The sequence below is a fragment of the Bacillus sp. FSL W7-1354 genome, from assembly GCF_038002405.1.
GTDB lineage: Bacteria > Bacillota > Bacilli > Bacillales > Bacillaceae > Bacillus > Bacillus paralicheniformis.
This window is the reverse complement of record NZ_JBBOCL010000001.1, coordinates 4,023,643-4,048,359: the sequence shown is the minus strand read 5'-3', so window position 1 is coordinate 4,048,359 and position 24,717 is coordinate 4,023,643. Positions and strand designations below refer to the sequence as shown.

The 24,717-nt window shown below is 46.5% G+C and carries 23 protein-coding genes; 6 read left to right on the top strand and 17 right to left on the bottom strand.

Annotated elements, in window-relative coordinates; translation table 11 throughout:
* Nucleotides 1-40 precede the first annotated feature (40 nt).
* From MKZ04_RS20450 to MKZ04_RS20420, 7 genes are all read right to left on the bottom strand, one after another.
* Nucleotides 41-1,294 carry an extracellular solute-binding protein gene (locus MKZ04_RS20450; RefSeq protein ID WP_341046901.1) on the bottom strand — a complete coding sequence of 418 codons (1,254 nt, stop codon included), beginning with the start codon at nt 1,292-1,294 and terminating at the stop codon, nt 41-43.
* Nucleotides 1,295-1,388: 94 nt separating this feature from the next.
* Nucleotides 1,389-3,152 (bottom strand): glycoside hydrolase family 13 protein, encoded by a 1,764-nt coding sequence (locus MKZ04_RS20445; protein WP_341046899.1) that lies wholly within the window; start codon nt 3,150-3,152, stop codon nt 1,389-1,391.
* A 115-nt stretch (nt 3,153-3,267) separates the two neighbouring features.
* Nucleotides 3,268-4,218 carry a LacI family DNA-binding transcriptional regulator gene (locus MKZ04_RS20440; RefSeq protein WP_023855561.1) on the bottom strand — a complete coding sequence of 317 codons (951 nt, stop codon included), beginning with the start codon at nt 4,216-4,218 and terminating at the stop codon, nt 3,268-3,270.
* Between the two features lie 167 nt (nt 4,219-4,385).
* On the bottom strand, nt 4,386-5,924 hold the full coding sequence (amyS, locus tag MKZ04_RS20435; RefSeq protein WP_341046898.1) for an alpha-amylase: 1,539 nt from the start codon (nt 5,922-5,924) through the stop codon (nt 4,386-4,388).
* Between the two features lie 130 nt (nt 5,925-6,054).
* The gene (locus MKZ04_RS20430; RefSeq protein WP_105979234.1) at nt 6,055-7,434 is read right to left on the bottom strand and encodes a polysaccharide deacetylase family protein; all 1,380 of its coding nucleotides are present in this window, start codon (nt 7,432-7,434) and stop codon (nt 6,055-6,057) included.
* A gap of 71 nt (nt 7,435-7,505) precedes the next feature.
* A complete protein-coding gene (locus MKZ04_RS20425; protein WP_035337087.1) occupies nt 7,506-8,183 on the bottom strand; it encodes a DUF3298 and DUF4163 domain-containing protein in 678 nt (225 codons plus the stop codon).
* 292 nt (nt 8,184-8,475) lie between these two features.
* The gene (locus MKZ04_RS20420; RefSeq protein ID WP_026578959.1) at nt 8,476-9,423 is read right to left on the bottom strand and encodes a helix-turn-helix transcriptional regulator; all 948 of its coding nucleotides are present in this window, start codon (nt 9,421-9,423) and stop codon (nt 8,476-8,478) included.
* Nucleotides 9,424-9,517: 94 nt separating this feature from the next.
* Between MKZ04_RS20420 and MKZ04_RS20415 the strand changes: the two genes are divergently transcribed.
* Together MKZ04_RS20415 and MKZ04_RS21850 are read left to right on the top strand one after the other, a co-directional pair.
* Complete coding sequence (locus MKZ04_RS20415; RefSeq protein ID WP_026578960.1) at nt 9,518-9,943, top strand: VOC family protein; 426 nt, start codon at nt 9,518-9,520, stop codon at nt 9,941-9,943.
* Between the two features lie 261 nt (nt 9,944-10,204).
* A complete protein-coding gene (locus MKZ04_RS21850) occupies nt 10,205-10,291 on the top strand; it encodes a putative holin-like toxin (protein ID WP_003179417.1) in 87 nt (28 codons plus the stop codon).
* A gap of 318 nt (nt 10,292-10,609) precedes the next feature.
* Here the strand turns inward: MKZ04_RS21850 and ftsW are convergent, their stop codons facing one another.
* From ftsW to MKZ04_RS20395, 4 genes are all read right to left on the bottom strand, one after another.
* The gene (ftsW, locus tag MKZ04_RS20410) at nt 10,610-11,752 is read right to left on the bottom strand and encodes a putative lipid II flippase FtsW (protein WP_065643588.1); all 1,143 of its coding nucleotides are present in this window, start codon (nt 11,750-11,752) and stop codon (nt 10,610-10,612) included.
* Nucleotides 11,749-12,906 (bottom strand): rod shape-determining protein RodA, encoded by a 1,158-nt coding sequence (rodA, locus tag MKZ04_RS20405; protein ID WP_020450389.1) that lies wholly within the window; start codon nt 12,904-12,906, stop codon nt 11,749-11,751. The genes ftsW and rodA overlap by 4 nt, the downstream gene beginning before the upstream one ends.
* A 15-nt stretch (nt 12,907-12,921) precedes the next feature.
* Nucleotides 12,922-13,566: a helix-turn-helix domain-containing protein gene (locus MKZ04_RS20400; RefSeq protein ID WP_020450388.1), complete on the bottom strand. Its 645-nt coding sequence runs from the start codon at nt 13,564-13,566 to the stop codon at nt 12,922-12,924.
* Between the two features lie 193 nt (nt 13,567-13,759).
* On the bottom strand, nt 13,760-14,392 hold the full coding sequence (locus MKZ04_RS20395; protein ID WP_149169529.1) for a homoserine/threonine efflux transporter: 633 nt from the start codon (nt 14,390-14,392) through the stop codon (nt 13,760-13,762).
* Between the two features lie 147 nt (nt 14,393-14,539).
* Between MKZ04_RS20395 and MKZ04_RS20390 the strand changes: the two genes are divergently transcribed.
* The gene (locus tag MKZ04_RS20390) at nt 14,540-15,367 is read left to right on the top strand and encodes a TrmB family transcriptional regulator (RefSeq protein ID WP_020450386.1); all 828 of its coding nucleotides are present in this window, start codon (nt 14,540-14,542) and stop codon (nt 15,365-15,367) included.
* Between the two features lie 35 nt (nt 15,368-15,402).
* Here MKZ04_RS20390 and MKZ04_RS20385 read toward each other — a convergent pair whose 3' ends face one another.
* The 5 genes from MKZ04_RS20385 to MKZ04_RS20365 all read right to left on the bottom strand — a co-directional run bounded on the left by MKZ04_RS20385 (nt 15,403) and on the right by MKZ04_RS20365 (nt 20,197).
* Entirely contained in the window at nt 15,403-16,458 is a 1,056-nt protein-coding gene (locus MKZ04_RS20385; RefSeq protein ID WP_039073308.1) for an LLM class flavin-dependent oxidoreductase, read from the bottom strand.
* A gap of 235 nt (nt 16,459-16,693) precedes the next feature.
* Nucleotides 16,694-17,668, bottom strand: coding sequence for an SPFH domain-containing protein (locus MKZ04_RS20380; RefSeq protein WP_101561712.1), 975 nt, complete (start codon nt 17,666-17,668; stop codon nt 16,694-16,696).
* Between the two features lie 20 nt (nt 17,669-17,688).
* Nucleotides 17,689-18,456, bottom strand: coding sequence for a TPM domain-containing protein (locus MKZ04_RS20375; RefSeq protein WP_023855550.1), 768 nt, complete (start codon nt 18,454-18,456; stop codon nt 17,689-17,691).
* Entirely contained in the window at nt 18,456-19,481 is a 1,026-nt protein-coding gene (locus MKZ04_RS20370) for a TFIIB-type zinc ribbon-containing protein (RefSeq protein WP_149169528.1), read from the bottom strand. The genes MKZ04_RS20375 and MKZ04_RS20370 overlap by 1 nt, the downstream gene beginning before the upstream one ends.
* A 35-nt stretch (nt 19,482-19,516) precedes the next feature.
* Nucleotides 19,517-20,197, bottom strand: coding sequence for a PspA/IM30 family protein (locus MKZ04_RS20365; RefSeq protein ID WP_149169527.1), 681 nt, complete (start codon nt 20,195-20,197; stop codon nt 19,517-19,519).
* Nucleotides 20,198-20,566: 369 nt separating this feature from the next.
* Here MKZ04_RS20365 and MKZ04_RS20360 point away from each other — a divergent pair, with 369 nt between their 5' ends.
* Complete coding sequence (locus MKZ04_RS20360) at nt 20,567-21,844, top strand: MFS transporter (RefSeq protein WP_026578966.1); 1,278 nt, start codon at nt 20,567-20,569, stop codon at nt 21,842-21,844.
* Between the two features lie 20 nt (nt 21,845-21,864).
* Here the strand turns inward: MKZ04_RS20360 and MKZ04_RS20355 are convergent, their stop codons facing one another.
* Nucleotides 21,865-23,340 carry a carboxylesterase/lipase family protein gene (locus tag MKZ04_RS20355; RefSeq protein WP_105979238.1) on the bottom strand — a complete coding sequence of 492 codons (1,476 nt, stop codon included), beginning with the start codon at nt 23,338-23,340 and terminating at the stop codon, nt 21,865-21,867.
* A 153-nt stretch (nt 23,341-23,493) separates the two neighbouring features.
* Between MKZ04_RS20355 and MKZ04_RS20350 the strand changes: the two genes are divergently transcribed.
* Together MKZ04_RS20350 and MKZ04_RS20345 are read left to right on the top strand one after the other, a co-directional pair.
* The gene (locus tag MKZ04_RS20350; RefSeq protein ID WP_035337097.1) at nt 23,494-24,258 is read left to right on the top strand and encodes an SDR family oxidoreductase; all 765 of its coding nucleotides are present in this window, start codon (nt 23,494-23,496) and stop codon (nt 24,256-24,258) included.
* Between the two features lie 83 nt (nt 24,259-24,341).
* Nucleotides 24,342-24,704, top strand: a complete 363-nt coding sequence (locus MKZ04_RS20345; protein WP_035337100.1) for a DUF488 domain-containing protein — start codon at nt 24,342-24,344, stop codon at nt 24,702-24,704.
* Nucleotides 24,705-24,717: the final 13 nt, after the last annotated feature.

Genomic DNA, 24,717 nt, shown 5'->3' with positions numbered 1-24,717 from the left:
TTTTTCGCCCTCTATTCTTCCGGACGCTAAAACCGCCGTTTTATTTCACATACTTTTCTTTAATGTTTTCTTTAATTACACGGACGGCATCATCCGCTGATTGCTGTGCCGATTTTTTCCCTGCTGCCGCGTCAAATATCAGGCTTTCTGCACCTGTCCACACCTCGGCCATCTCCGGAATGTTCGGAGTCGGAGTCGCCGTTTCGTATTGTGTGATGACCGCCGACGTCAGCTCGCTTTTTTGCTCCCCTGCTTTTTTTCGTGCGGCGAGGTTGGCCGGAACTTCGCTCGTATCTTCATAATAACGGTAAGCATTTTCGTCATTTGCGGCATATTGCAGCCACTTTTCAGCAAGCTCTGCCTCTTTCGTATATTTAGAGGCGACCCAGCCTTTTCCGCCTGCAAACGGAGCATATTCTTTTCCGTTTGGCAATGTCGGGATTTTCGCGGCACCGTAGTTCAAACCGGCTTCTTTATAATTGGAAGCCGACCATGGACCTCCGATAACAGCAGCTGCTTTTCCGTCCATAAAGGTCTGCTGGATAAAATCGTCAGCGCTCGTATTGTCCTGCATGCCTTTCGGCCAATATTCACTGAACCATTTCTCGGCGTATTCCACCGCTTCCACGGCCCCCTTGTTGTTCAGACCGATGTCTCCGGAATCCGTGCCGTCAGCTCCGAATACATATCCCCCGTATCCCGCCATTAAACCGTATGACATGTAAAAGTCCGTCCACTTTGCGAGAAAAGCGGTCGATTTTCCTTTTTCCGAAGAAAAAGCGAACCTCTTGTCTTTTGTTAAATCCTCAAGCTCGTTAAAGGTTTTTGGCGGCGCTTTTAACAGGTCTTTATTGTAATAGAGTACGAGAGTTTCAATAACAAGCGGGATTCCGTAGACTTTTCCGTCAACTGTTACTTGCTGCATTTCTTTGTCGCCGAAGCTTTTAGTCTCAGACGGTTTGACTTCCAGCAAATGCCCTTGCTGTCCTAAGCCGCCGATACGGTCGTATGCCGCAAGCATGACATCGGGCGCATTGCCTGCCGGGCCGTCAAGAGGAAGCGCTTCAAGCTGATCGAACATTGGCTTTTCAACAATTTTGACTGTCACATCATTCTCTTTTTCAAAACCTTCCTTTATGCTTTCAACGTAAGGTTTATAGACCTCTTCTACAGACACGGTCAGCACTTTTTTCCCGCCGTTGCCCCCCGTTTCCTTTGAACTTGAACAGGCGGCAAGACCGAACAGCAGAACTGTCGCCAGCATCGCTAAAAATCCTTTTTTTAAATGTTGCATCTTTTTTCCCCCTTCTATCTTAGAATCTGAGACAATTGTAATCCTCGATAGAAAGCGGTTACAATAGTTTAAATTCTGTTACCGGTAACAGAATTTAAACCGCCCCCAAAATGAAAAACCCGCCTGGCTGTATGTCGACCGCATCATCATGATGGAGCGCTTCTTCCGACCACACATCATATATTCTTTTGTCGCTTGCAATCTTCAAATCCCGCAATCTGACACGGCGCACCTCGCTGCCCTGGTGGAAGAAGTAGATCAGCTCTTTTCCTTCATCCGTTCGGGAAAAACTGACAAAATCGTTTTCGTCGTCAACCAGCCTCCACTCGAGCGCTCCATATGTCAATACATCATTTTCTTGTTTTCGCAAAGCGATCAGCCGTTTCATAAATGTGAGCATCTCTTGATTCTGTTTCTCTTCTTCCCAAACCATGCACTTCCGGCACAATGGGTCATCCCCGCCGTCCAGCCCGATTTCGGTTCCGTAATAAATGCACGGCGAGCCTGTCTGAGCAAACATAAATGCCAAAAGAGAGCGTACTTTTTTCTCATCTCCTCCGCATCTTGTCAAAATCCGCTTCGTGTCATGGCTGTCCAGCAAATTAAACATCACCTCATTGACCTGCTTCATCCCGCTCATGAGATGCGAATTGATGCGGCTCGCCATTTGCGAAGCTGAAATCGATCCGTCTGCAAAATAGTCAATCATCGGTTCTGTGAACGGGTAGTTCATAACCGAATGAAATTCGTCTCCTCTAAGCCACGGATCAGCCTGATGCCAGATTTCGCCCAATATAAAAATGTCGGGATTTTCTGCAGTAACGGCTTGACGGAACTTCTTCCAAAACGCATGATCGACTTCATTCGCCACATCCAAACGCCAGCCGTCGATATCAAATTCGCGTATCCAGTACAGCGCGATATCAAGTAAATAAGCCTGAACTTCCGGGTTGGCGGTATTGAGCTTCGGCATCTCGGGCGTAAACGCAAATGTATCGTAGCCGCCTTCTTTAACAGGGAAAGAATGAACATGAAACCAGTCTTTATAACGGGACTTTTCACCGTTTTTGACGACATCCTGCCACTCTCGCGAAGCGCTGCCGATGTGATTAAAAACAGCGTCAAGCATGATCTTCATTCCCCGCTCGTGAAGCCGGCTGACCAGCGTGCGAAAGAGTCCCTCATCGCCAAAATGCGGATCGATCGAGCAATAGTCCAATGTATCGTATTTATGGTTGGAAGGCGCGGCAAAGATCGGCGTCAAATAAATGCCGCCTACCCCCAAGTCTTCCAGATAGTCCAGTTTGTTTATGATCCCCTGCAAATCCCCTCCGAAAAAATCGGCCACCTCGGGGTCCTTGCTTCCCCACGGCAAAGCGTTTTCCGGAGACAAATCCTCTCGGCCGCTGGCAAAGCGCTCCGGAAAAATTTGATACCAGACGGTTGATTTGACCCAGTCAGGTGCATTAAACGTATCTGCCTCATGAACAAACGGAAATTTAAAACAGTACTTGGCCATATCTGCCGCTTTTCCGGCAAACGGACAGGCACCACTGCTTCCGTAAAAAGTGTCTTGACCATCAGCGCCTGTAAGGATAAACCCGTATTGCAGACGCCTGAATGGTGGCGCCACTTCGGCAAACCAGTAATCATGCGTGCTTGTCGCGGCAATTTTCGCCATCGCAAGGTCGTTCGCTTTCCATGTGCCACCGGTGTATTCGTAAGGATCTCCCCAAATGAAGCGTACGTGATCGGCATCATTCTTTTTTGTACGGATTTTGATGTGCAATGTCCTTCCATCGTAAGAATAGGCATCAGAGCTGAAAGGCTGATGATGAATCGCTGCATATTCCATCATGTTTCCCCCTTTTTGGTTGTCCGGCTGTGATAAACCGGCTTTTATTCTGAAATTATCATGACGGCATAACAGGAACAATCATTTTCAGCTTGTTACCGGTAACAGAATGAGACCCTTACAAAGTCGATTCCCGGACAATAAGTTCCGGCTCAAAAAATTGATTGCCTTGCGACGCTCCGTCTTCATTGATTTTTTTCAGCAGGATTCTGGCGCAAGCCTCTCCCATTTCAACAACAGGCTGTCTGATCGTCGTCAGGCGAGGCGAAGCGATCCGGTCGAGAAACACCCCGTCATAGCCGGTAACCGCGACATCTTCCGGAATTTTTTTGCCGAGCGATTGCGCCGCGCGGATGACCCCGATCGCGATGCGGTCGGAAGCGCAAACCACGGCTGCCGGTGCATCAAGGGATGCCAGCACTTCCAGTGCGCGTGCTTCACTTTTTTTCGAACTGTTTTCCATCCGGAAAATCGCCGCTTTTTTCAGACTGCCTTCCATCGCCTGAAGGTAGCCTTTTTCCCTTGACCGTTCAAAGGGTTCATCCAAATCGATTCCAAAAAAGACGACATTGCGGACGCCCAGCCCAATGACGTGGCGTGTTGCCATATAGGTACCTTTTTCATTGTTAACATCAATAAAATCATAGCCCATTTCATTTTGGCCAAATACAACGACAGGCTTTTCAAATACTTTAATCAGCCCTTCAAAATCGGCTTTTCTCAACCCCGTCGCTATAATGCCGTCACACTGGCCGATATTGAGAGATTTCCTTGTGACAAGCTGCAAAGCATAATGGTGACGATCCAGCTCGCGGCTGATTCCCGTTAACAGGTTCATATAATAAGGTTCAGTCGTATCCATTTCTTCCAGTATGAGCAGCTTGACGACCTGTGTTCTGTTTTGAACGAGCGCTCTTGCTGCATAGTTCGGTATATAATTGAGCTCCTTCATTGCGGAATGAACAAGCTTTTTCAATTCATCCGTCACAGTCTCAGGATGATTGATCACCCGCGATACCGTCATTTTCGACACATTTGCTTTCTTTGCTACATCAGATAACGTTGCCATTTCATCCCCGCCTTACCTATACGATTCAAACTGTCAGCTAGTCCTTTCTGAGGGCTGATGACACCTTGTTAAAATTAATTATAAGATGGAATCAAAGAAATTTTATAAGAAGGAGAAAATAAAAAAACGGATTTCCTTTAGGAAATCCGTCCTATCACTCTTTTCTTCTATCTTTGAACATAGATCGAAACCGATCCGCCGTTTACGTGAAACTCTCCCCAGCCTTCTGCATTGATGACAACAGAATCGGAACGGTTTCCGGTGATGTCATGCCATGTCTCACCGGCGTTTTGCCGGCCGACATACATTCGCTTTGTCCCGCCGGGTCCGTCTGTTATTAACGCCGCCAAACCGGAATTTACAACCGAGCTGTCGCCTTCTCTCGTCCAGCCGACAATGTTATGATGATCGAAATAATCATGCTGTGCTCCGTACGCATATTGTTTTCTCGCTTTTAAGATCGGTTCGATTTTGTGTTTCAGGGCAGGAATTTCGCGCTGCGAGGCTCCTTTCGTCCCGTACATATCCCCGTAGAAAATCTGCGGGTAGCCTGCTTCTCTTGTCAAAATAAAAGCGTAAGCCAGCGGCTTAAACCATGTTTGGACAGTCGACTCAAGCGATTGCCCCGGCTGTGTATCATGGTTATCAACAAACGTAACCGCTTTCACAGGATGCTTGGAAACGACTGTTCCGTTCAGCAATTTCCTCATATCATAGCCGCCTCCCTGTGTCGATGCAGCATGGAACTGGTAATGAAGCGGCACGTCAAACACTGAATGATTAAAGTTTGTTTTGTTCAAATAGTTTTCCAGCGCACCTAAGTCATTCTGCCAATATTCGGCTACCGTAAACATTTCCTTTCCTGTTTTTTCCCTGACATGATTGACCCAATCCCGCAAAAAAGAAAATTTAATGTGTTTGACGGCATCAAGGCGGAATCCGTCCAATTGCAGCTCATTGGCATACCACGTTCCCCATCTCTTTATTTCTGCCGTGACATCAGGATGATCATAATCGATGTCGGCATACATCAAGTAATCATAGTTGCCGTTTTCATTGGAAACTTCCCAATCCCATGCCTTTCCTTGAAACTTATAGATGCGGTTCAGCTTTCGGGACTCGTCCCAATCGGTTCCGTCAAAATGGTACCAATGCCATTTGAAATCGCTGTATGTGCTGCCGCGCCCCGGGAATTGAAAATGTGTCCACGCTTTGATTCGCTGTTCTCCTGATGTTACGCGGTTGCGGTCGGCGGGATCGACTTCAACAGCCGTTACATCTTCGGTCGCATCAGCGCCGCCTTTGTGGTTGATGACTACATCGCCGTAAACGTTGATGTCCCGGGAATGAAGACTGTTGATCGCAGATTGCAGTTCTCCCTTTGTGCCGTACTTTGTCCGAACCGTCCCTTTTTGATGAAACTCCCCTAAATCATACAGATCGTAAGCGCCGTAGCCTACATCGTCTTGACTCGTTCCCTTATATGCCGGGGGAATCCAGACGGCAGTAATACCGTGTTCAGCCAAATATGCCGAGTCATTTTGTAAGCGTTTCCAATGTTGGCCATCATTTGGCATGTACCACTCAAAATACTGCATCAGCGTCCCATTAAGACTTGCCGCCGCTGCTGCAGAGTGAGGCAGCAAGAAGATGAGCGCAAATAACAGCGGCAGCAATCGGGCATAAAGCCGTTTGTGTTGTTTCATGATTTTCCTCTCCCCTTTCAAAGTGAAACACATGCTATTGTATAAATATTTGGAATTTTTAACAAATATCGTTTTCCCTATATTTTCTTGCAACAGAAAAGCGCCGATATGGCGCTTTCTTCTCATTTATTCAATATCCTCTCTGCTTCTTCACTTCTTCAAGCTGAGATACAGTTACCAATTGATAGCCCTTTGCTTTCAGCTTTTTAATAATCTCTTCCGCCGCTTCTGCGGACGTTGCATAAATATCGTGCATTAAGACGATTTTTCCGTCTCCCGCATGACTCATGACATGATTGACAATCTTTTGTTTATTTCTGTACTTCCAATCTTCCGGATCAACATCCCACAACGAGACCTTCAGATTGGAAAGCGAGCGGACGGAATCATTGATTCCGCCATATGGAGGGCGCAAGTGTGCCGGCTGGTGTCCGCTGATTTTTTCGATCATTTCTTGCGTGTCGTTAATTTCCTGATACGCTTTTTCATTTGACAGCCTTGTCAATAACGGATGGTCCCAGGAATGGTTGCCGACTTCGTTTCCTTCCTTCAGCATCCGTTTTATCGTTTCGGGATAATATTGGGCTCTGCTTCCAAGCACAAAGAAGGTCGCATGCCCTTCATGCTTTTGTAAAGCATTCAATATTTTATTCGTTGTAGCGGGATTCGGGCCGTCATCAAATGTGAGAGCAATCACTTTTTCATCAGGATTTATTTTCGCCTGTTTCGGAAGGGGGACAGGCTCCTGCTCTCGTTTGGCCTGAAGACGGCTCTTTTTCATATCCTGATATTGGTCTTTTAAAATATCTTTTACCCATTCTTTTTTTATTTTTACAGACTGCTCAAGACCGGTTTGTTTTTTCTCAAAATAAAATTCGACTTCGTTTTCCAGAAGCGCGAAGCGGCTGAAATGCTCTTCCTGAGGGCTTGTCCCTTCTTTTAATAAAGCCGTGTCGGCAGACGGATTCCGATTTTTCAATTCCTGATAGGCAATGCTTGAAATCCTGTTCAGAAAATCTGAATTTTCTTCGAACAGGTCTTGAAGGGACAGCAGCTTTTTCTGTTTTAAATCGGCGTTAAACGTCTTGACAGACGTTGTACCCGAAACGCCCCCGGCCTCTATGTATTGATTCAGCACCACACTGGCTGCATCTTTTGTGTAATAGACAACCTTATATTTGATGTTCAGTTCAAAAGGCCCGTCTTCATGCTGAGCCTGGGCCTTTGCATTATCCTCTTTAAAACTGGCCAATTCTTGATTCACATAATCTTTTATTTGTTCATCGATTTCTTTTATGCGAAATACCGGATAGTGGATGGCATACCGCTCTTGTTTGCTGTCGCTGACCATGGATTCGACGCCGAGGCCGGATTGTCCGCCGTCTTTTTTTGGTTGAGGGGGCTCTTGACTGTTGCTTGACACCTTATTGTAAGAGTACCCCGCCAAACCTATTAATATCGTTAAAAAAATCAACATTTTAACCCATCGAAATGATGGTTTGCCAGACATCGCTGCTCACTCTCCTGTTTCATGACTTGCTTTCTCTGTTTCTATTACAAATATTGTTTCTCATACCGGGACTAATATAAAAGCGTCGACGGAAGCTTTATTTCCTGATTTCCGGCCGCATACGGGGCGATATCATACTGCTGAAATACAATTGAAATTCCGCTGCTTGTATAATAGAAAGCCGTGTGTTCATCCAAGCGGATATCGCTCTTTTTAAGATCAGAATAAAACTGTTCCGGATGTTCGTTGATATAGCTGAAAATATAGTTTTTTGCTTTTTCGATTTTTGCCTGATTGTTTAATACGTCAGTCAGCACGACTTGTTTGCGCTTGTCAAAGTCAAAGTTGTAGGATGTAGCGGTGTACATGCCGTGCGCGCCGCCGGAGAACTGATAGTCATAGATTAAAAAGCTCAGTTTGCCTTCCTCGTTGTATTTGACTTTGTAGGACGTTTCATAGACGTTCTCCTCGTCCTTATCCTTCTTTTCGGCATCTTTAACGATTTTTTGAAATTCTTTATAAGAGTTTTTTAAATGATGTTTTACCGCTTCGTTGGCCAGCTGGGCATCTTCTTCCTTCAAATCGCTGAATACCGGAAAAGAAAGCGAACTGATGTCTTTGTAATATTCCGTGTGAATCGCGGCTTTTCTATTTTGTGAAGCGTTTATTTGAGATGTTCCTTTATTGATGATGAATAGCAGCGATGCTGTGAGTACAAGGAATCCTAAAATAGCCATCGCTTTTTTCATAAGCATGCTCCTTTGTCAATCTTCTTTTAAACTCGTAACATATCATTTTCTTTTGTAACACAAATGTAATATTTATTTCATATTTGTAATGATACCCACTTTTAAATCCCCCGTCAACTTTTTTGGGTAAAAATTTCTTCTGACGGCAAAAATAAGACACTCTCAATTCCTGAGAGTGTCGTTAACGGAATGATGAATGAGACGTGCGTCTTCACGCTTTTTTTGAGGGGCTGTAAATGCAGGAAAAACGCAGGCTGGGGTCTTCGTGATCAGTCTGACCGGAGTCTTCATTTTAGCCGTATTGTTTCAGCATGTCGGATAATGTCCGCTTCATCCTTTCGATTAATTCGGAAGGCTTCTGAATAATTGCTTCCCGGCCGAATGAAATGAAATAATCCGCAAAAAAATCAATATCCTTCGGCGCGATCTCTCCTTTCAGCACGCCGGACCCGTCTTCTTTTACATCCAGCTCAAGGTGTGGCCATTTGAGTGAACCGTGCCGTTCTACTCCTTTTTTTGTCAGCTCCGCTGATAATTCCAATGTCTCCCTTGGCCGGGACACAGCTGAAAAACGGTTCTTTAAATTAAGACCGGTCAAATCAAGCGGGGCCGTATGTTCATCAAGCTCGGCCCGCTTAATCCGGTCACACCTGAAGATGCGGTAGTCTTGTCTTAAAAAACAGTAAGCCGGGCAATACCACTTCCCTTGATTGGCATAGATTCCGATCGGCTGAATGTTTCTCTTGCTTACTGCACCGTTTGCTTCATATTCGATGATCAACACCTTTTGCTGAACTGCCGCTTCAAGCAGCACCTTTAAGACCGGAATGTCGTCTTTTTGCTCATAAGGCGTATAAAAAGCAACGCGATCCTTCATACTGTCAATCGCATCCCGGATGTCTCCTGTAAGGTTCAAATAAAATTTCTTTTTGATGGAGTCGTACTGAGCGTCAAACGGCAGGGATATATAATGCTTCAGCGCATCGATCGCAAAGAAGATGGCGATCGCTTCGTTCTCGCTGAAGGCGATGGGAGGAAGAATCCTTTCATTTAACACTTGATACCCTCCGTGGGGGCCGGTTTCAGAATAGAGGGGCACCCCCATTTCGCTGAGCTCTTGCAAATCCCTTAAAACCGTTCTCTTGGAAACGCCGAATTCCTGCGCCAGCTCCCCGACCGTAAATCGTTTTTTCCGGTTTACCATCATGATCATTTCATTCAATCGTTTCGCTTTAGACATGAAAACCTCCAATCATTTTTTAACCATGACATAAGTTGTCACCATTATAATATACAATCTTCTTAGATCAACAAAAAAAGGAGATGTTCGCTCTATGAAAACGCAATTTACACCTTACATCCTGATGAATGGAAGAGCAAAGGAAGCGATTGATTATTATCGTGATGTACTCGAGGCTGAAGTAAAGTTCAGTCAGACGATTGGCGAAGGCCCCGCAGATGAGGCGGCGAATTTTAAGGATGGCGAATTGGCTTTCATCGCACACGCCGTTTTGACAATCGGCGACGCCGTCATGATGATCGCCGACATCATTCCTGAACTGCCTTTCCAAAGTGGAAACCAATTGTCCATTTGCGTAACGGCAGCTGACGTTTCTTCGGCCAAGCGGCTGTTTGGCAAGCTGAGCGAGCGGGGCGAGGTCAAGCTTGAGCTGAAGGAGACTTATTTCAGTCCCGCTTACGGCATTGTCACCGATCCGTTCGGCGTTACCTTTCAAATTTTTGCCGCGCGTCCCGCATAAATGAACAAATGAGACATATCAAAAAAGGCCGGGTTTCATGAACCGGCCTTTTTTGCACGGAAAAATTTTCAGGGTTTTTTGGCTAAAAAGCGGTATTTGACCACAAAAATTTAAAAAACTGCGTTTTTTCAAATTCACTTGACAAAGGGCATTTATGGAAACGCCTCTTCTTTTTGGTATAATAAGGGGTAGCAACAGTTCGGTTCTATATAAGGGCGGTCGGCTCACCCTCCATCTCTTGGAGAGAAAGGGGGTGAGCATGTGACAGTATCAGAGGCGTTGCAACTTATGGTCTCTTTCGGCATTCTTGTCGTGGCAATTCTGTCATCGAACGACAAAAAAAAGTAAGATCGCCCTTGATTCCCACACCAAGACGATCTTACTTTTTAATTGGGATCTAAAAATAGAGCCGACTCCTTTTTACGGAGCCTCTCTGTTGCTTCCGGGAGATGTTGCCGCATCTTCCGGTTTTTTTCAGTTTACGCATTCATCTAAAGATTATTCTGTTTCACACCTTGAATATATCACGATTTCCTTTATTTATCAATATGGATGCGTTTATATAAAAATGGAGTCACGGTCAAATGCGATATGAGAAGATAAATTCCTGATGACAGGATCATCTGGTCAATCGTAACTTCAAAATCGGGAAAATGCCTTTCTACATCAGAAAGGCCCCTCTTTTTTTACTCCCCGCTTCACATGTGAGGAGAGGTTGACCAATATCCCGGCTGACGTCAGCATGAACATTAACGAAGAACCTCCGTAGCTGACAAACGGAAGAGGAATTCCGGTAATGGGAAGAAGGCCGAAAACAGCGCCCAGGTTAAATAATGCCTGAATCATGATCTGGAATGTAATGCCGACCGCCAGCAGCTTTCCAAACGGATCATCGATTTGCGCAGCGATCTTAACACCTCTGAACATGATCAACAGGTAGGCCCCGATGATCATCAACAGCCCGACACCGCCGAGTTCTTCACTGATGACCGCCATGATAAAATCCGTATGGGCTTCAGGAAGAAACCCCAGCTTTTGAACGCTGTTCCCCAATCCATTCCCCCATACCCCGCCCGAATCAATGGCAAGGTAGGAATTGATCAACTGGTAGCCGTCTCCGTTTTCATTTTGAAAAGGATCGCTGAACGATGTCAGCCTTTTTAACCGGTACGACGCTGTCATAGCAAAATATGCGATGCCCGCCCCTGCCATTGTTCCGAGAAGCAGCAAGTGCCGTATTCTGAGACCGGCGCACAACAGAACCGCTCCGCAGCTTAACAGGATCGAAACAGCGGTGCCCAAGTCGGGCTGGTTTAAAATCAAAAAAAACACAGCGGCCAAAATGATCAGCGGCGGCATGACGCCCTTTCCAAAATCGGCGATGTATCTCTGCTTTTTTGCATACACATAGGCGAAATAAATAACCATCACAAGCTTCACAGCCTCGGACGGCTGGATCATGAGCGAACCGAGTTGAATCCACCTTTGAGAATTGTTTTTCTCCATCCCGATTCCCGGCAGCAAAACGAGAATCAGCAGCAAAAAAGAAAGCTTCACCAAAAAACGGATGAGTTTGCTGTAAGCTTTGTAAGGGAAAAAGACGGCAGCCGAAAAAAAGGTCAAACCGATGAGCAGCCACTGCAGCTGCTTCATAAAAAAATAGCTGCCATCATGATACTTCATATATCCGAGGGGGTAGCCGGCACTGTATACCATCAGCAAGCCAAACGAGGATAAAAACAGAACCGAAGCAATCAATACATAATCCAGTTTCTTTAGATGGAAAAGAATCATTTTGCGCACCTTCATCCCCAGTCATTCCCAAACATGTAATGTTTAGATCTGATATTCACACTGAAAACGAGACCTAAGGCGATCATGTTGGTCAGCAGCGCGCTGCCGCCATAGCTGATAAACGGAAGAGCGAGCCCTGTGATCGGCATTAACCCGATCGTCATCCCGATATTTTGGAACACTTGGAATACAATCAACCCCGCAACCCCCGCACATATATAAAGACCGAACAGACTGTTGGACGAGATCGCGATCCTGATGATTCTGTAGATCATCAGAAAATAGAGACAGACTAATGTGACGGCACCTAAAAAGCCGAATTCTTCACCAATCACGGCGAAAATAAAATCGGTATGAGCCTCCGGAATCTTCCCTCCCTGCACTTGGGTTCCATGAGTAAAGCCGCTTCCTGACATCTGGCCCGATCCGATCCCCAATAACGCCTGCGTCAGCTGGTATCCATATGTAGAAGCATGTTCATGAGGACTGAGCCAGCCGTATATCCGGTCAAGCTGGTGAGGCTTAATTATCTTTGAAAAAATCTCAAAGTAATGATTGTGCAAATACGTCAAAAAGGCGACCAATCCCATGAATCCAAGCGACAGGGACATGATCATTCTCCCCGAAATCCCCGAGACAAGCATCAACGTGAATGCGATCGACAAAATCACCAATGCTGACCCTAAATCAGGCTGTACCAATATGAAGAAAAACGGAATCACCGTGTACACCATGATTTTCCCCGTCGGTATGATGCTCTCCGTGAAGGAGAACCTTTTATGCTGAAATTGGTTGAGTATCGAAGCCAACAGAAGAATCAAAATGATCTTCATAAATTCTGAAGGCTGGATTTCGATGACTCCGAAGCTGATCCACCTTTGTGAACCATTTTTATAAGTTCCAAAAAAATGAACGAGAATCAGAAGAAAAACGGCTCCCGCAAATAAACGAAGCGCCAATCGTTCTAGCAGCTCATAGTCGATGTAGGCCGTTCCCGCCATGACGCCAAACCCGACAAGATACCAAAAAACCTGCCGTTTCGCAAAATAAAAAGGGTCCTGTGTTTCATACTGGCCGGACCCGCTGTAAACGGCCAGCAGACTGATGATAAACAAACAAAATAGAATGAGCAGAAGGCTGACGTCAATGTTGATAGGCTTTCTTTTCATCTGTAACATGCTCCATCATGATTTATGTGACAGCTGGTTGAAAACGAATTGAACCGCTGCGGCATCATCAATATAGCCGATTGGAAAAATATAATCCGGTATGACATCAACAGAAACGATGAAATACAGCAAAGCGCCGCCCATCAGCAGCAATTCACGCGGCGTCCCCCGCCCTGAGGTAAATCGGCTGTACATGTCGTGCAAACGGGTCAGAAAAGGACCAATGCCGGCGACTTTCTCGACTTTGGATTCAAACTCAGCCAGAATGGTACGCTTTCCTTCCTCCGTCTGGGAATATTGTTCGTACTCATTCAATTTGTTTTTCAGTTCTTCCGTGGTAAAGGACCGATCATAGACATTTGAGGTTTGCAAAACATCTTCAATTTCGGCAACTGACGAGTGAATATCCTGACGTTCGCTTTCCCTCGTCTTCTCGATCGCATAGCCGGCCGCTGTCATCATCTCATCAAAAGAAACGCCGAGACTTTCTGAAAACCTTTGCAAATGGTTCAGGTTTGCTTTTCTTTTGCCATTGATGATTCTTGAGATGGTCGCTTTATCGATTTGAGTGCGTTCGCTCAATTCTCTTAAAGATAATGATCTTTTTCGCAAATGCTCTTTCAGCAGCGCCCCCAGCTGATTTTTCTTTTGTTCATCCACGAGCCTTTCTCCTCTCACACTAAAAATGTATCAATCTATCAGCCAAAAGGCCAAGTCGGTATAAATATATAGAACCGTTGTCAAAATGTCAACGAATAACCATAGACATCTGTTTTATCTCACTTATTCCACCCTATAATTGTTGACAAATAAACAAAAAAAGAGCGAGTCAAAACTCACTCCTTATCCGATATCAATCCAAACCCGTTTTAACGCCAAACCCGACAAGCACCAGCCCCGCGGCTTTTTGAAAGACCTTCTGGAATTTCACGCTTCTCAGCCATTTTTTTGCGAAATCGATCAAATATACGAGGATGAGGAACCAAAACACAGCAAGAAAGGTAAGGATTAAAGCGAGGATGATCAACTGCTGGTTGACGCTTTCTCTTAAATTAATAAATTGAGGCATAATCGTGATATAAACCAAAACAGTTTTCGGATTGAGAACGTTGCTGAACAATCCTTGCATAAACGAATCCTTATAATGCCGGCTTGATGCGTTTTCGGTTTTGTTCCTCTCGGCTTGTATGTCCTCCAAAGAAAACATTTTTTTCGCGAAAAAGCTTTTAATGCCTAAATATATTAAATAGGCCGCCCCCAAGTATTTGATCGTATTGAACAGAATCACCGATTTCGCAATCACCACCGCTAAGCCGAGAACGGCAATCAGCGTCCAGAAAGAAAGCCCTGTCGCCAAACCGAGAACATTGCAGCGCCCGGCGTTCGGCCCGTAGCGAAGCGTGTTTTTCACCACAAGCATCGTATCTGCTCCTGGTATCACCACCATCATGGCGGCAATCGATATGTATGACAGCAGGCTATCCATCAGATGTCTCCTCCCCATACTGGTTTATATAGTGACTACTTTAGTAACCACTTATCAAAAAGTGTATCAGCGGACTTGAAATAAATCAATACATCCAGCAAAATATGAGTGACAAAGGTAGCGACTCTTGTTGAAGCTGGAGGGCTTATGAAGGAAAACATATTAGACGTACTGAAAAACCTGAATTTCACCGAGTATGAGTCGAAAGCATACTTGGCGCTTTTGGAAGAATCGCCGCTGACAGGCTATGCGGTGGCAAAAAAATCGGGTGTTCCCCGGTCGAAAATATACGAAGTGCTGGAGAGCCTCGTGATCCGCGGCGATATCTTTGTCAGCTACGGCGGCACACCGCAGTACATCCCCGTTCCCGCCAAGGAACTGATTAAAAACCGGCGGCTGAAAGCGGAAGAGACTTTTGAACAGGCAGAAAAATATTTCGAGAAGTTTGAGCGCACTGCAAATGACCGGGAAAATATTTGGAACATCACCGGACGAAGCGAGATTATCGATAAAGTAAAGGCTTGCATATCATCAGCCGGAAAAAGGATTCTCCTCGAAATTTGGAAAGAGGATTTTCCTGAATTGGAGCCGGAACTCAAGCAGGCCGCAAAAAAAGGCGTCATCGTCACCATCATTGCGTACGGCGACATTGAAGCTGATTTCGCCAATGTCTATCTCCATGACAGCAGCACGCAAATTACAGAAGAGTACGACGGACGCTGGCTTGTATTCAGCGTCGACGATTCGGAAGTCGTGGCCGGCATTGTCTCGCACGGGAAAGACAGCCGCGCAGCCTGGACGATGCATGTAGGCTTGGTGATGCCGATTACCGAAGTGATGATTCATGATCTGTATCTGATGGAAATTATGAAGAAGCACAGAGAGGTATTGGAGGAAAGTTTCGGCGAAAACCTGATCCATTTGCGCCGAAAATTTTCGATTCATCCGGATTTCAAAAAGCATTATATGAAATAAAAGGCCCGCGCAAAGAAAGCGCGGGCCTTTTATAATTATGATCTTTCGGTTGCCTCCCAGCGGGATACTTCTTCCCTGACGAGCGGCGCCGTTTTTGTTCCAAAAAGTTCAATCGCCTTCATGACATCTTCGTGCGGCATCGAACCGACCGGAACGTGAAGCAAAAAGCGGGTGATCCCGACATTCTTGCGCAGGTGAATAATTTTTTCCGCCACCGTCTCGGGATCGCCTACATAGAGCGCCCCTTCAAAGCTTCTGGCTGCATCGAAGCTCGACCGGCTGTACGGCCCCCAGCCCCGCTCCCTCGCAAGTGTATTCATAGCCTGCTGGGTGGAAGGGAAAAACCGATCGGCGGCCGTCTCGGTATCCTCCGCAATAAAGCCGTGGGAATGGGAAGCGACTGTCAGCTTTGAGGCATCATGCCCTGCATGTTCCGCCGCTTTGTAATAAAGCTCAACAAGCGGGGCGAAATGCTGCGGACTCCCCCCGATAATCGCGAGAACCAGCGGCAGGCCGAGCAGGCCGGCGCGCACGACGGATTCCTGGTTTCCGCCGCTTCCGATCCATACAGGCAGCGGATTCTGCACAGGGCGCGGGTACACGCCTGTATTTTGAATAGCCGGACGATGTTTGCCGCTCCATGTGACCCTTTCCGACTTTTGCAGCTCGAGCAGCAGATCAAGCTTTTCTTCAAAGAGCTCATTATAATCATCTAAATCATATCCAAACAGCGGAAAGGATTCGATGAAAGACCCTCGGCCCGCCATGATTTCCGCCCTGCCGTTTGAAATCCCGTCGAGCGTCGCAAAATCCTGAAAAACACGGACGGGATCAGCCGACGACAGCACGGTGACCGCGCTCGTTAATCTGATGCGCTGCGTCTGTGCAGCCGCTGCGGCCAGGACGACGGCAGGAGAAGAAGCTGCGTAATCTTGACGATGATGCTCTCCAACTCCGAATACATCCAAGCCCACCTGATCGGCAAGGACGATCTCCTCCACTACTTCGCGCAGCCGCTCTGCATGGCTGATGGCTTTTCCGGTTTTGATATCAGGGGTCGTTTCTACAAAGGTGCTGATGCCTAATTCCATGTCGCTTTTCCTCCACATTGTTTCCTTTAATTATTCTGTACATCATTGATTGATGTATGCCGTATTCTTTTCACCCGGCACTCACATTATTATATATAGAATACGGCGGGCGTTCTGATCATGCAATTGATCCGACTTGTGAATCAGGATCAGCTTCTGCTCCATTTGTTTTCCAGCTTGGTCTGCCGCAATCATGCCGGTCTGGTATTCATGCATTCACAAAGAAGATACCAGCTTACACTAGCTTCTGCCCGCAGTTCGGACAGAAGTTGGCTTCACCCGTTTTCGTTCCGCAGTTTGGACAGAAGTTCGGCTTTGCCCCTGCCTGCGGCGTGCTTTGGGGCGTTGGTGTCTGTGCCTGCTGATTTTGGTTCATCTGATTCATCATTTGGTTCGCTACGTTCATTCCCATCATCATGCCGGCCATATCGGATGCGGCACTGCCGCCTGTCATCTTTCCTGACGCCATGCCGTCTGTCATGGAGATCTGCTGATATCTGTTCAGATCGCCGACCATGCCGTGGGAAGCGTTCTTCGTGATCATGTCCTGGATTTCTTTCGGATAATTGAAACTCATGATGTTAAAGCCTGTAATCGTCATGCCGTCGCTGACAATCTCCATATCAAGGTCTTCCTTGATCCCTTTTGCGATATCAAAGGCGTTGGCTTGAAGGTTGAACATATCTTTTCCTTCTTTTGTGATCCACTTCATCAAAAGCTGATCAAGGATAGATGTGATCCGTATTTTGATATCTTCCACAACATACTGATCTTTCACACCGGCAATTTTATCGATTAATGCGACATAATCATTCACCTTAAAATTAAATGTGCCGTTCGCTCTGATCGGCATGCCGCCCGGTAGTCCTGCAGCCGGGATATTGATGGCATTCTTCGTCCCCCATTTGACGGTAAACTCCTTCGTATTGACAAACAGGACTTCGGCGCGCATCCCGCTGTTAAAGCCAAATTTAAAACCTTTTAAAGTAGATAAAAAAGGAATAATTTCAGATTCAATATCATAGTCGCCTTCATCTTGGAATATGCCTTCGATTTTTCCATTGTTTAAAAAGACGGCATCCTGACCGGGACGAATGATCAGCCGGCTCCCCTTTTTGATTTCGCGGTTGTTCCATTTGTAGAAAATCATATCATCGCGAAATTCATCCCATTCTACTACATTTGCAAATTGATTTTTAAAAAACACCATTGAGCTCTTCCTTTCCCTTTCTAAAAGCTTCCCCGGCTGCCGCTGTGCGAATGTCCTCCGCTCGTCGTTCCGCCGCCTGAGCTTTTATTATTGGACGGTTTTCTTTGTTTTGTGACGGTCGTTCTGATGTACTCGTCATTCTTTCTGATCACTCCGGATGTATCACCGTTCATATACGTGTTTGCACTTACGGTCACTCTGCCGCCTGAATTGTATTTCATAATCGCGACGGCAATTCCCGCGATGACTGCTGACACAAGCAATTGAAACCATGTCTTAAAAAAGATGCTGTCCGCCCATGGTTTCTTCTCCATATCATCATACGCCGCCTTCATAAACATTTCGAATGCGGCCTCATAATGATTGTCAGATATATCCGGCGTGATTTTTTCTCTAATTTTGTCCAGTCTGGCGTCATTCAAATATTCTTCAGCCTTTTTAAAGCCGGCAAGATAGACTTCTCTATGCTCCATATCAACCGTTAACACGGCTGCATTTCCATGCTTCTTCTGATAGCCGGGCGCTTTTTCGTCATAGAAGTCCTCCGCATATTTCTTTACATCGCGGCCATTCGTATCATCGGTCGTCACAATGATAAAGTCGGTTTCCCGTTCGGCCCCCAATTTGGCTGCCAGCGTCTCCAGCTTCTCGATTTCCTGTTTGGTCAGAAGCCCGGCTTCATCATAAACATACCGCTTCTGTTCAGAGGCTGCCGCACCGGAGGCTATAGGGATGAAGACAAGGAAAATCATACATAGGATCATTGCGCTTCTCAATAAATTTCTCATCATGCCCCGCCTCCCATCACAGCAGCGATGATTTTCCAGACCGCAAATATGGAGACAGCCAGTCCGCTAAACCACATCTTTTCTTTAAATGAGCTGATCGGCGGCTTGCCGACGACTTTTCCCGTTTGTCCGTTCATCGCAAAAATGTAATCCTTTTGTTTGTAGTTGTAATTGACCATCCAGACGGGCAAAAGCACATAAAAGCTTTTCATTTTTTGCGTATCGACGTGTTTCGTTTTCACATCGACGGAGCTGTATCCGGATAAGGTGGAATCGATATATGACTCGATGTAGCCGCTGATTTTGCTTTTCGCCCGCGGAAAAAGCTCTTCATCATCGTAATTATATTTTTCAGCGATGTAGCCTGCCAAATAGGCCGTTTTAAAATCTTTCAGCTGATCATACGGATAAGGCTCCAATTTGTCCATCAATTCATCGTTCATCTTTTCTGATGCATCCACCGGGACTTTGATGTAGTCGAGATTGATATCGCGAAACGCATCATAATGTTCGGTCTTCGTATAGATGTAGTCGCCCTGTGTATACCTATGTACCTTTGTGCAGCGGGCGCTGACCTGCACTTTGCTGTTTAAATCGTACATCCAGAAAGGAACGTACATGCCTGTGATGCTTTTAATCCGGTCCGCCGACATAAAGCCCTTTGGTGTTAACAGCCCTTTTCTGCACCACTTGCGAAACGCGTCTGCCGCTTCCTCTTTGCTGATCGTAAAAGGAATGACCTTTGCCGGGGCAAGGTTTCCGGACAGGCGGTCGGCGATCACAGCCGCTCCCCCGCAAAAGCTGCAGGAGGTAGCCGTCGTTTCTTTTTCAGTGATCAAAATAGCGCCGCAGTTTTGGCAATGATATTCTGTTGCTTCGTCTTCAGTAAATCTCGCTGTTTTTAATTCTTCCGGAATGTTTTCAATCTTGTCCTGTCTCCCGCAGCTCCGGCAGGCCAGCGTGCCGGAGTCAGCGTCAAAGGCCATGTCATCCCCGCAGCCCGGACATTTATAAGAAATCACCATGTCTCTTAACCTCTCACTTTATTCATTTCAAATTGTTATGACTTTTGACCCGCCATTTTTGCTTTCAGTGCGGCAAGCGCATCATCCACACCAGAGGGGCTGTCATATTTAGCTTTCAGGTCTTCTATGTCATCTTGAGGAGCGGCGTTCAGTTCAGCCATCGCATTCGCTTCATCAAGCGCCCGGTTGGCCTTTTCTTCCATTCTGCCGAAAGCGGACATTGAATGGTTGGCATTCGCTGCAGATGCACCGAGTTTATTCATTCTTTCCTGTGTTTTCGCCGCTGTCCATTTCGCTTTGATCGCGGCCCGGCGCGCTTCAAGCTCTCCGATATCTGAAACAAGCTTATCGTGCATTTTTTTCATTTGAAGCGCATTGGATGACGCCGTTTGTAATGCAGTTTCTAATTCGGACGCCTTCGTTTCCAGCATCGCTTTCTTTTCTAAAAATGTTCGGGCATCCGCCTCGCTGCCGGCTTCCAATGCCTTCATTGCATAGCGCTCAAGCTTGTCGATTTCCGCCCGGCAATCCGCCAGTTCTCTTTTTGCCCTTTGCTCGGCCGCCATGACAGACGCCGTTTCCGCCTTTACTTTGTTTAAGTCGCTGTTTAAGTTCCTGACGTACTGATCCACCATTTTTTCCGGGTCCTCTGCTTTATCAAGCAAAGCGTTAATATTGCTGGCCATAATGTCTTTGAACCTGCTTAATATACTCATCTAAAGACTCCTCCTCATAGTAAAATATACTTAGTTTAAATATACTATTTTTCCAGAGGAAAAGTTTCGGTTTTTTAATAAAAAATTGATATAATGGCAGTTTTTCGAGAAAAATTTTCAAACAAAAACAAAAATATTCAGACGGAATATTCTGATTTATATGTTGATTTATTTTTGATTTCGGAATAAAGTAATACTATATGAAAAACATTCGGAACAGCATGCAAGCTGGAACGGATGCAGGGTCGGTATCACCAGAAAATGACAGCGCTTACATATTCGCGTGACTCACGAAAGAAAAATCCAGCATTCAACGCATCAATCCGGCTTCTGTCAGAAAAGAATTCTGATTTGAAAGGGGAGCGAATCATGCCAGGGAGAAAAAAAGGCAGTTTGAAGTCGACGATCACGGTTGCCATGTCCAACTATTTGGAGGCGGGATCAATCGTCGCAGGGGCCGGCGGGCTTTCGTTATGGGTTGAATATTTAGGGTTGGACGACGCCCGGGTCGGGCTTCTCGGCGCCTTAAGCGCAAATGGTTTCGGCGCGGCGATCGGCGCTTTTCTCGGCGGTTTTTTAGTCGACCGTTACGGGAGAAAATTCATATACAAGTACGATCTATTAGTCTATATGCTTGGCGTTTTGCTGATTGCCTTGTCGTTTAATTTTCCGATGCTTTTAACCGGTTACATCGTGACGGGAATTGCGGTGGGCGCAGCGATTCCGGCTGCTTGGACTTATATTGCCGAGGAGGCGCCTGATCACGAACGCGCCGGACGCGTCGGCTGGGGGCAGCTGGCATGGTCGGTCGGACCGGCGCTTACGCTGCTGCTATCGGTTGCCTTGGCACCGCTTGGTTTGCTGGGAAGCCGGTTGATTTTTGCGCAATTATTCGTTGTCGCGGTCATCACGTGGATTTTGCAGCAGCAGATTCACGAATCGTCCATCTGGGAGGAGCAAAAGCGAAAAGAAGCTGAAGACAAAGCAAAAGGAGTTGCAGAAAAGGCATCGATCAAAGAGCTGTTGACCAACAAAGCGAACCTCCACGCCATGATTCTCCTTATCGGAATTTACGCGTTTTGGAACCTTGTTGCCGGAACAATGGGATATTTCATGCCGTATATTTATGAGACGGTCGGCGGTTTAACAGCGGCGCAAGCCAACCTGCTGCAGGCATTTTTATGGATTTTGACAGTGGCGTCCACATACTTCGTCTTTATCCGTCTCGGCGATAAAGTCAATCGGAAAACGCTTTTTGGCATAGGAGCAGCCATGGCAACCGCCGCATGGGTCATCCTCACCTTCGGTACGATGAACATCACGGAGCTTTTATTATTCGTATGCCTGTGGGGCATTTCTGCGGGATTTGGAGCGCAGGCGTTTTACGGACTGTGGGCGGCAGAACTTTTTCATACGAAATACAGGGCGCTCGCCCAAGGCTTTATGTTCTTCATCGTCCGCATCGGCGTCGGGCTCATCTCATTGATCGTTCCTGCGATGATTACGGGATTGGGCTTTAAAACAGCCGGCGCCGTCATGATTGCATTTCTCGTCATTCATATGATCATCGGGCTCCGTATGGCGCCGGAAACGCGCGGCAAATCGCTTGAAGCCATTCAAAGCGAACGCTACCACCAAAGCGGCTGACCTGTGGTCAGCCGCTTGTTCTAAACCTGCAGGTTTGAGGCTGTCAACAGCTTCCTCTTCTCTGAATACGGGTCGTTTTCAATCGCGATCTCTTGATCAAAAATCAGCGTTTTCCGTGAATCTTCATCATAATCAGGCCAGCTGACATCATCGGTGCTCGGATTTCCGGAGCGGGCAAAAGACACCCAGGCAGCCTGGATCTGTTTAGCAAGCAGATGCGCTTCCTCCCCAGCCTTCGTACCTGTCAGCTGTTCCAAACTGTCCATATTGCCAAATACAAACGGAATCTCTAAGCCGTGCACCGCTTTGTTGAACGGCGGATGCTCCGAATCGGCATGCCAGTCAAACCGGTACATAAAGACAGATGCATGTCGTGATTGAGCCGAAGCGAACACAACGGACGGATGCCAAAAGACTAGATCTGTCATCATATCAACATGGCCTTTCAATGATCTCGGATACAGAGGCGCGGCGGCTTCAGCGGCCTCTTTTCCCATGTATTCTTCTAAAATCTCATTAATCTTCCTCTCAGGCAAAAGTTCCGAAGCAGAGGCAAAAAACAAAGCGCCTTCATCGCAGTTTGTTCCGATTAATAGACCGATTCCTTTTGCCGCACCCTTCGCGACGGCGGCCTCCGGCTTCAGCGGGAGGGTTTTTTCGTCAAGTGCAGGCTGAAAGATCAATTCAAAAATATTTTCTCCCATTAAAGTACGCAGCTGATCGGCGGCTTGAAGAAGTTCTTGATCAGATACATCGCAAAGGCGCTCCAGATGATGATGATCAATATCGAGAATCGTTAAGAATCTTTCTGCTGCGGCTTTCGCAAGCTTTTCAGACAATGTTGCGGCGGCCCCGCTTTCCATAATGGCCTGTTGAAAAAGCCCCTTTGCTTTCGGCATCGCCAAGAGCGAAGCGATGCTCATCGATCCCGCCGATTCTCCAAATACCGTAATATGATGACGGTCTCCGCCAAAGAAAGCGATATTTTCTTTCACCCACTCAAGGGCCGCGATTTGATCCAAGAGGCCAAGGTTGCTTGTGTAGGAATCATCAATTGCAGAAAGATGCAAAAAACCGAACGGACCGAGGCGATAATTGATGGTGACCACGATCACCTTTCCCTGCTTTGCGAGCTGAGTCCCGTCATAGAACGGTTCACTGCCGGCTCCGAGATAAAAAGCGCCCCCATGAATCCACACCATAACAGGCAGATCCCCATCCGCCTCTTCAGGTGCGTACACATTTAAATAAAGGCAATCCTCAGACTTTTCAACCCCCGTTGACTCACCAGGCAACCCCCTGTCAGGCTGCGGACAAACCGGACCAAATTGAAAAGCCTCCCGCTCACCTTCCCAGGCTTCAATTCGCTGCGGTTCCCGAAACCTTAACTTGCCGACGGGAGGTTTTGCGAAAGGTACGCCTTTAAAGATACGGACACCGTTTTCCGTTCTGCCTTTCAGCTTTCCAAAGCACGTTTGGACAGTCGTTTCATACATTTTATTCCACCCCTTTCACTTTTCAATGATAATGGAATCGGACGATACCGTCTAATCGGAATACTTGCATTTTGGAAAATGAAGGGTCTAGTATAGGATCAGAAGAGATGTTCAACTTATTGTTTGAAAATTTGACGGAAAAGAGGGATTTCAATGAAACTGTCGGGACACACAGTACTGATCACAGGCGGCGCATCAGGAATCGGCTTTGCTTTTGCCGAACGATTTATGAAATCGGGAAATACGGTCATCGTCTGCGGGAGAAGGGAAAGCAAGTTGAAAGAAGCAAAGGAAAAATATCCGGAGCTGATCACGCGTATATGCGATGTAACCGATGAAACGGAACGACTGGCATTATTTGAATGGGTCAAAGAACGTCACCCTGGCGTAAACGTACTTGTGAATAATGCGGGTATACAGCAGCGCTACCACATTTTAAAAGCAGATGTCATAGACAATTGGGCTGACTACAAAAAAGAAATCACCGTCAACATGGAGGCACCGATCCACCTGGCCATGCTCTTTAGCCAATACTTTGCCAAAAAACCGGGGAAAACAGCGATCATCAATGTGACATCAGGCCTGGCGTTTACACCGATGGCGATCGCACCGATCTACTCATCGACAAAAGCCGCTCTCCATTCTTTTACGATGAGTTTGAGACATCAGCTTTCCGAGGCCGGCGTTGAGGTCATAGAGGTCGCTCCTCCCGCGGTCAATACAGATCTGGGCGGTGTCGGACTGCATGATTCCGGAGCTCCTTTGGATGAATTTGCCGATGAGATTTTTAAAGGGCTGGAAGAAGGCCGATTAGAAATCGGCTATGCCAGATCGGAAAAAGCCTTGCGGATGTCAAGAGATGAAATCGATGAAAGCGTCAGCCAAATGTACAGTTCTTTAAAACATTCCATCGAATAAAAGGAATGTTGGCATTGTCATTTCAATAGAGGTTGTTCCTTCCAGACGGCCGTTTTATCATAAAATGAGAAGGAGTGATCCAAATGCCGTTTATTCTCCAGCGCATTTATCAGGAAAACCAGCAAGCAGAAGGACGCCGCATTTTAATCGACCGTGTGTGGCCGCGCGGCATTTCAAAAGAAAAAGCGAACCTTGACTGCTGGATGAAAGAAATCGCTCCAAGTCCTGATTTAAGAAAATGGTTCGGTCATGACCCGAAAAAATTCGAATCGTTTAAAGAAGCCTATCAAAATGAAATCAAACAACAGCCTGAAAAACAGAGAAGCTTCAAGGAATTAAAAGAAATGGCTGCGGACGAAACCGTTATTCTGCTTTACGGTGCAAAGGATGAGCGCCATAACCATGCCGTCGTTCTTTATGAGATGCTGAACCGGCAAAGCCTTTAACCTTGAAACTTTT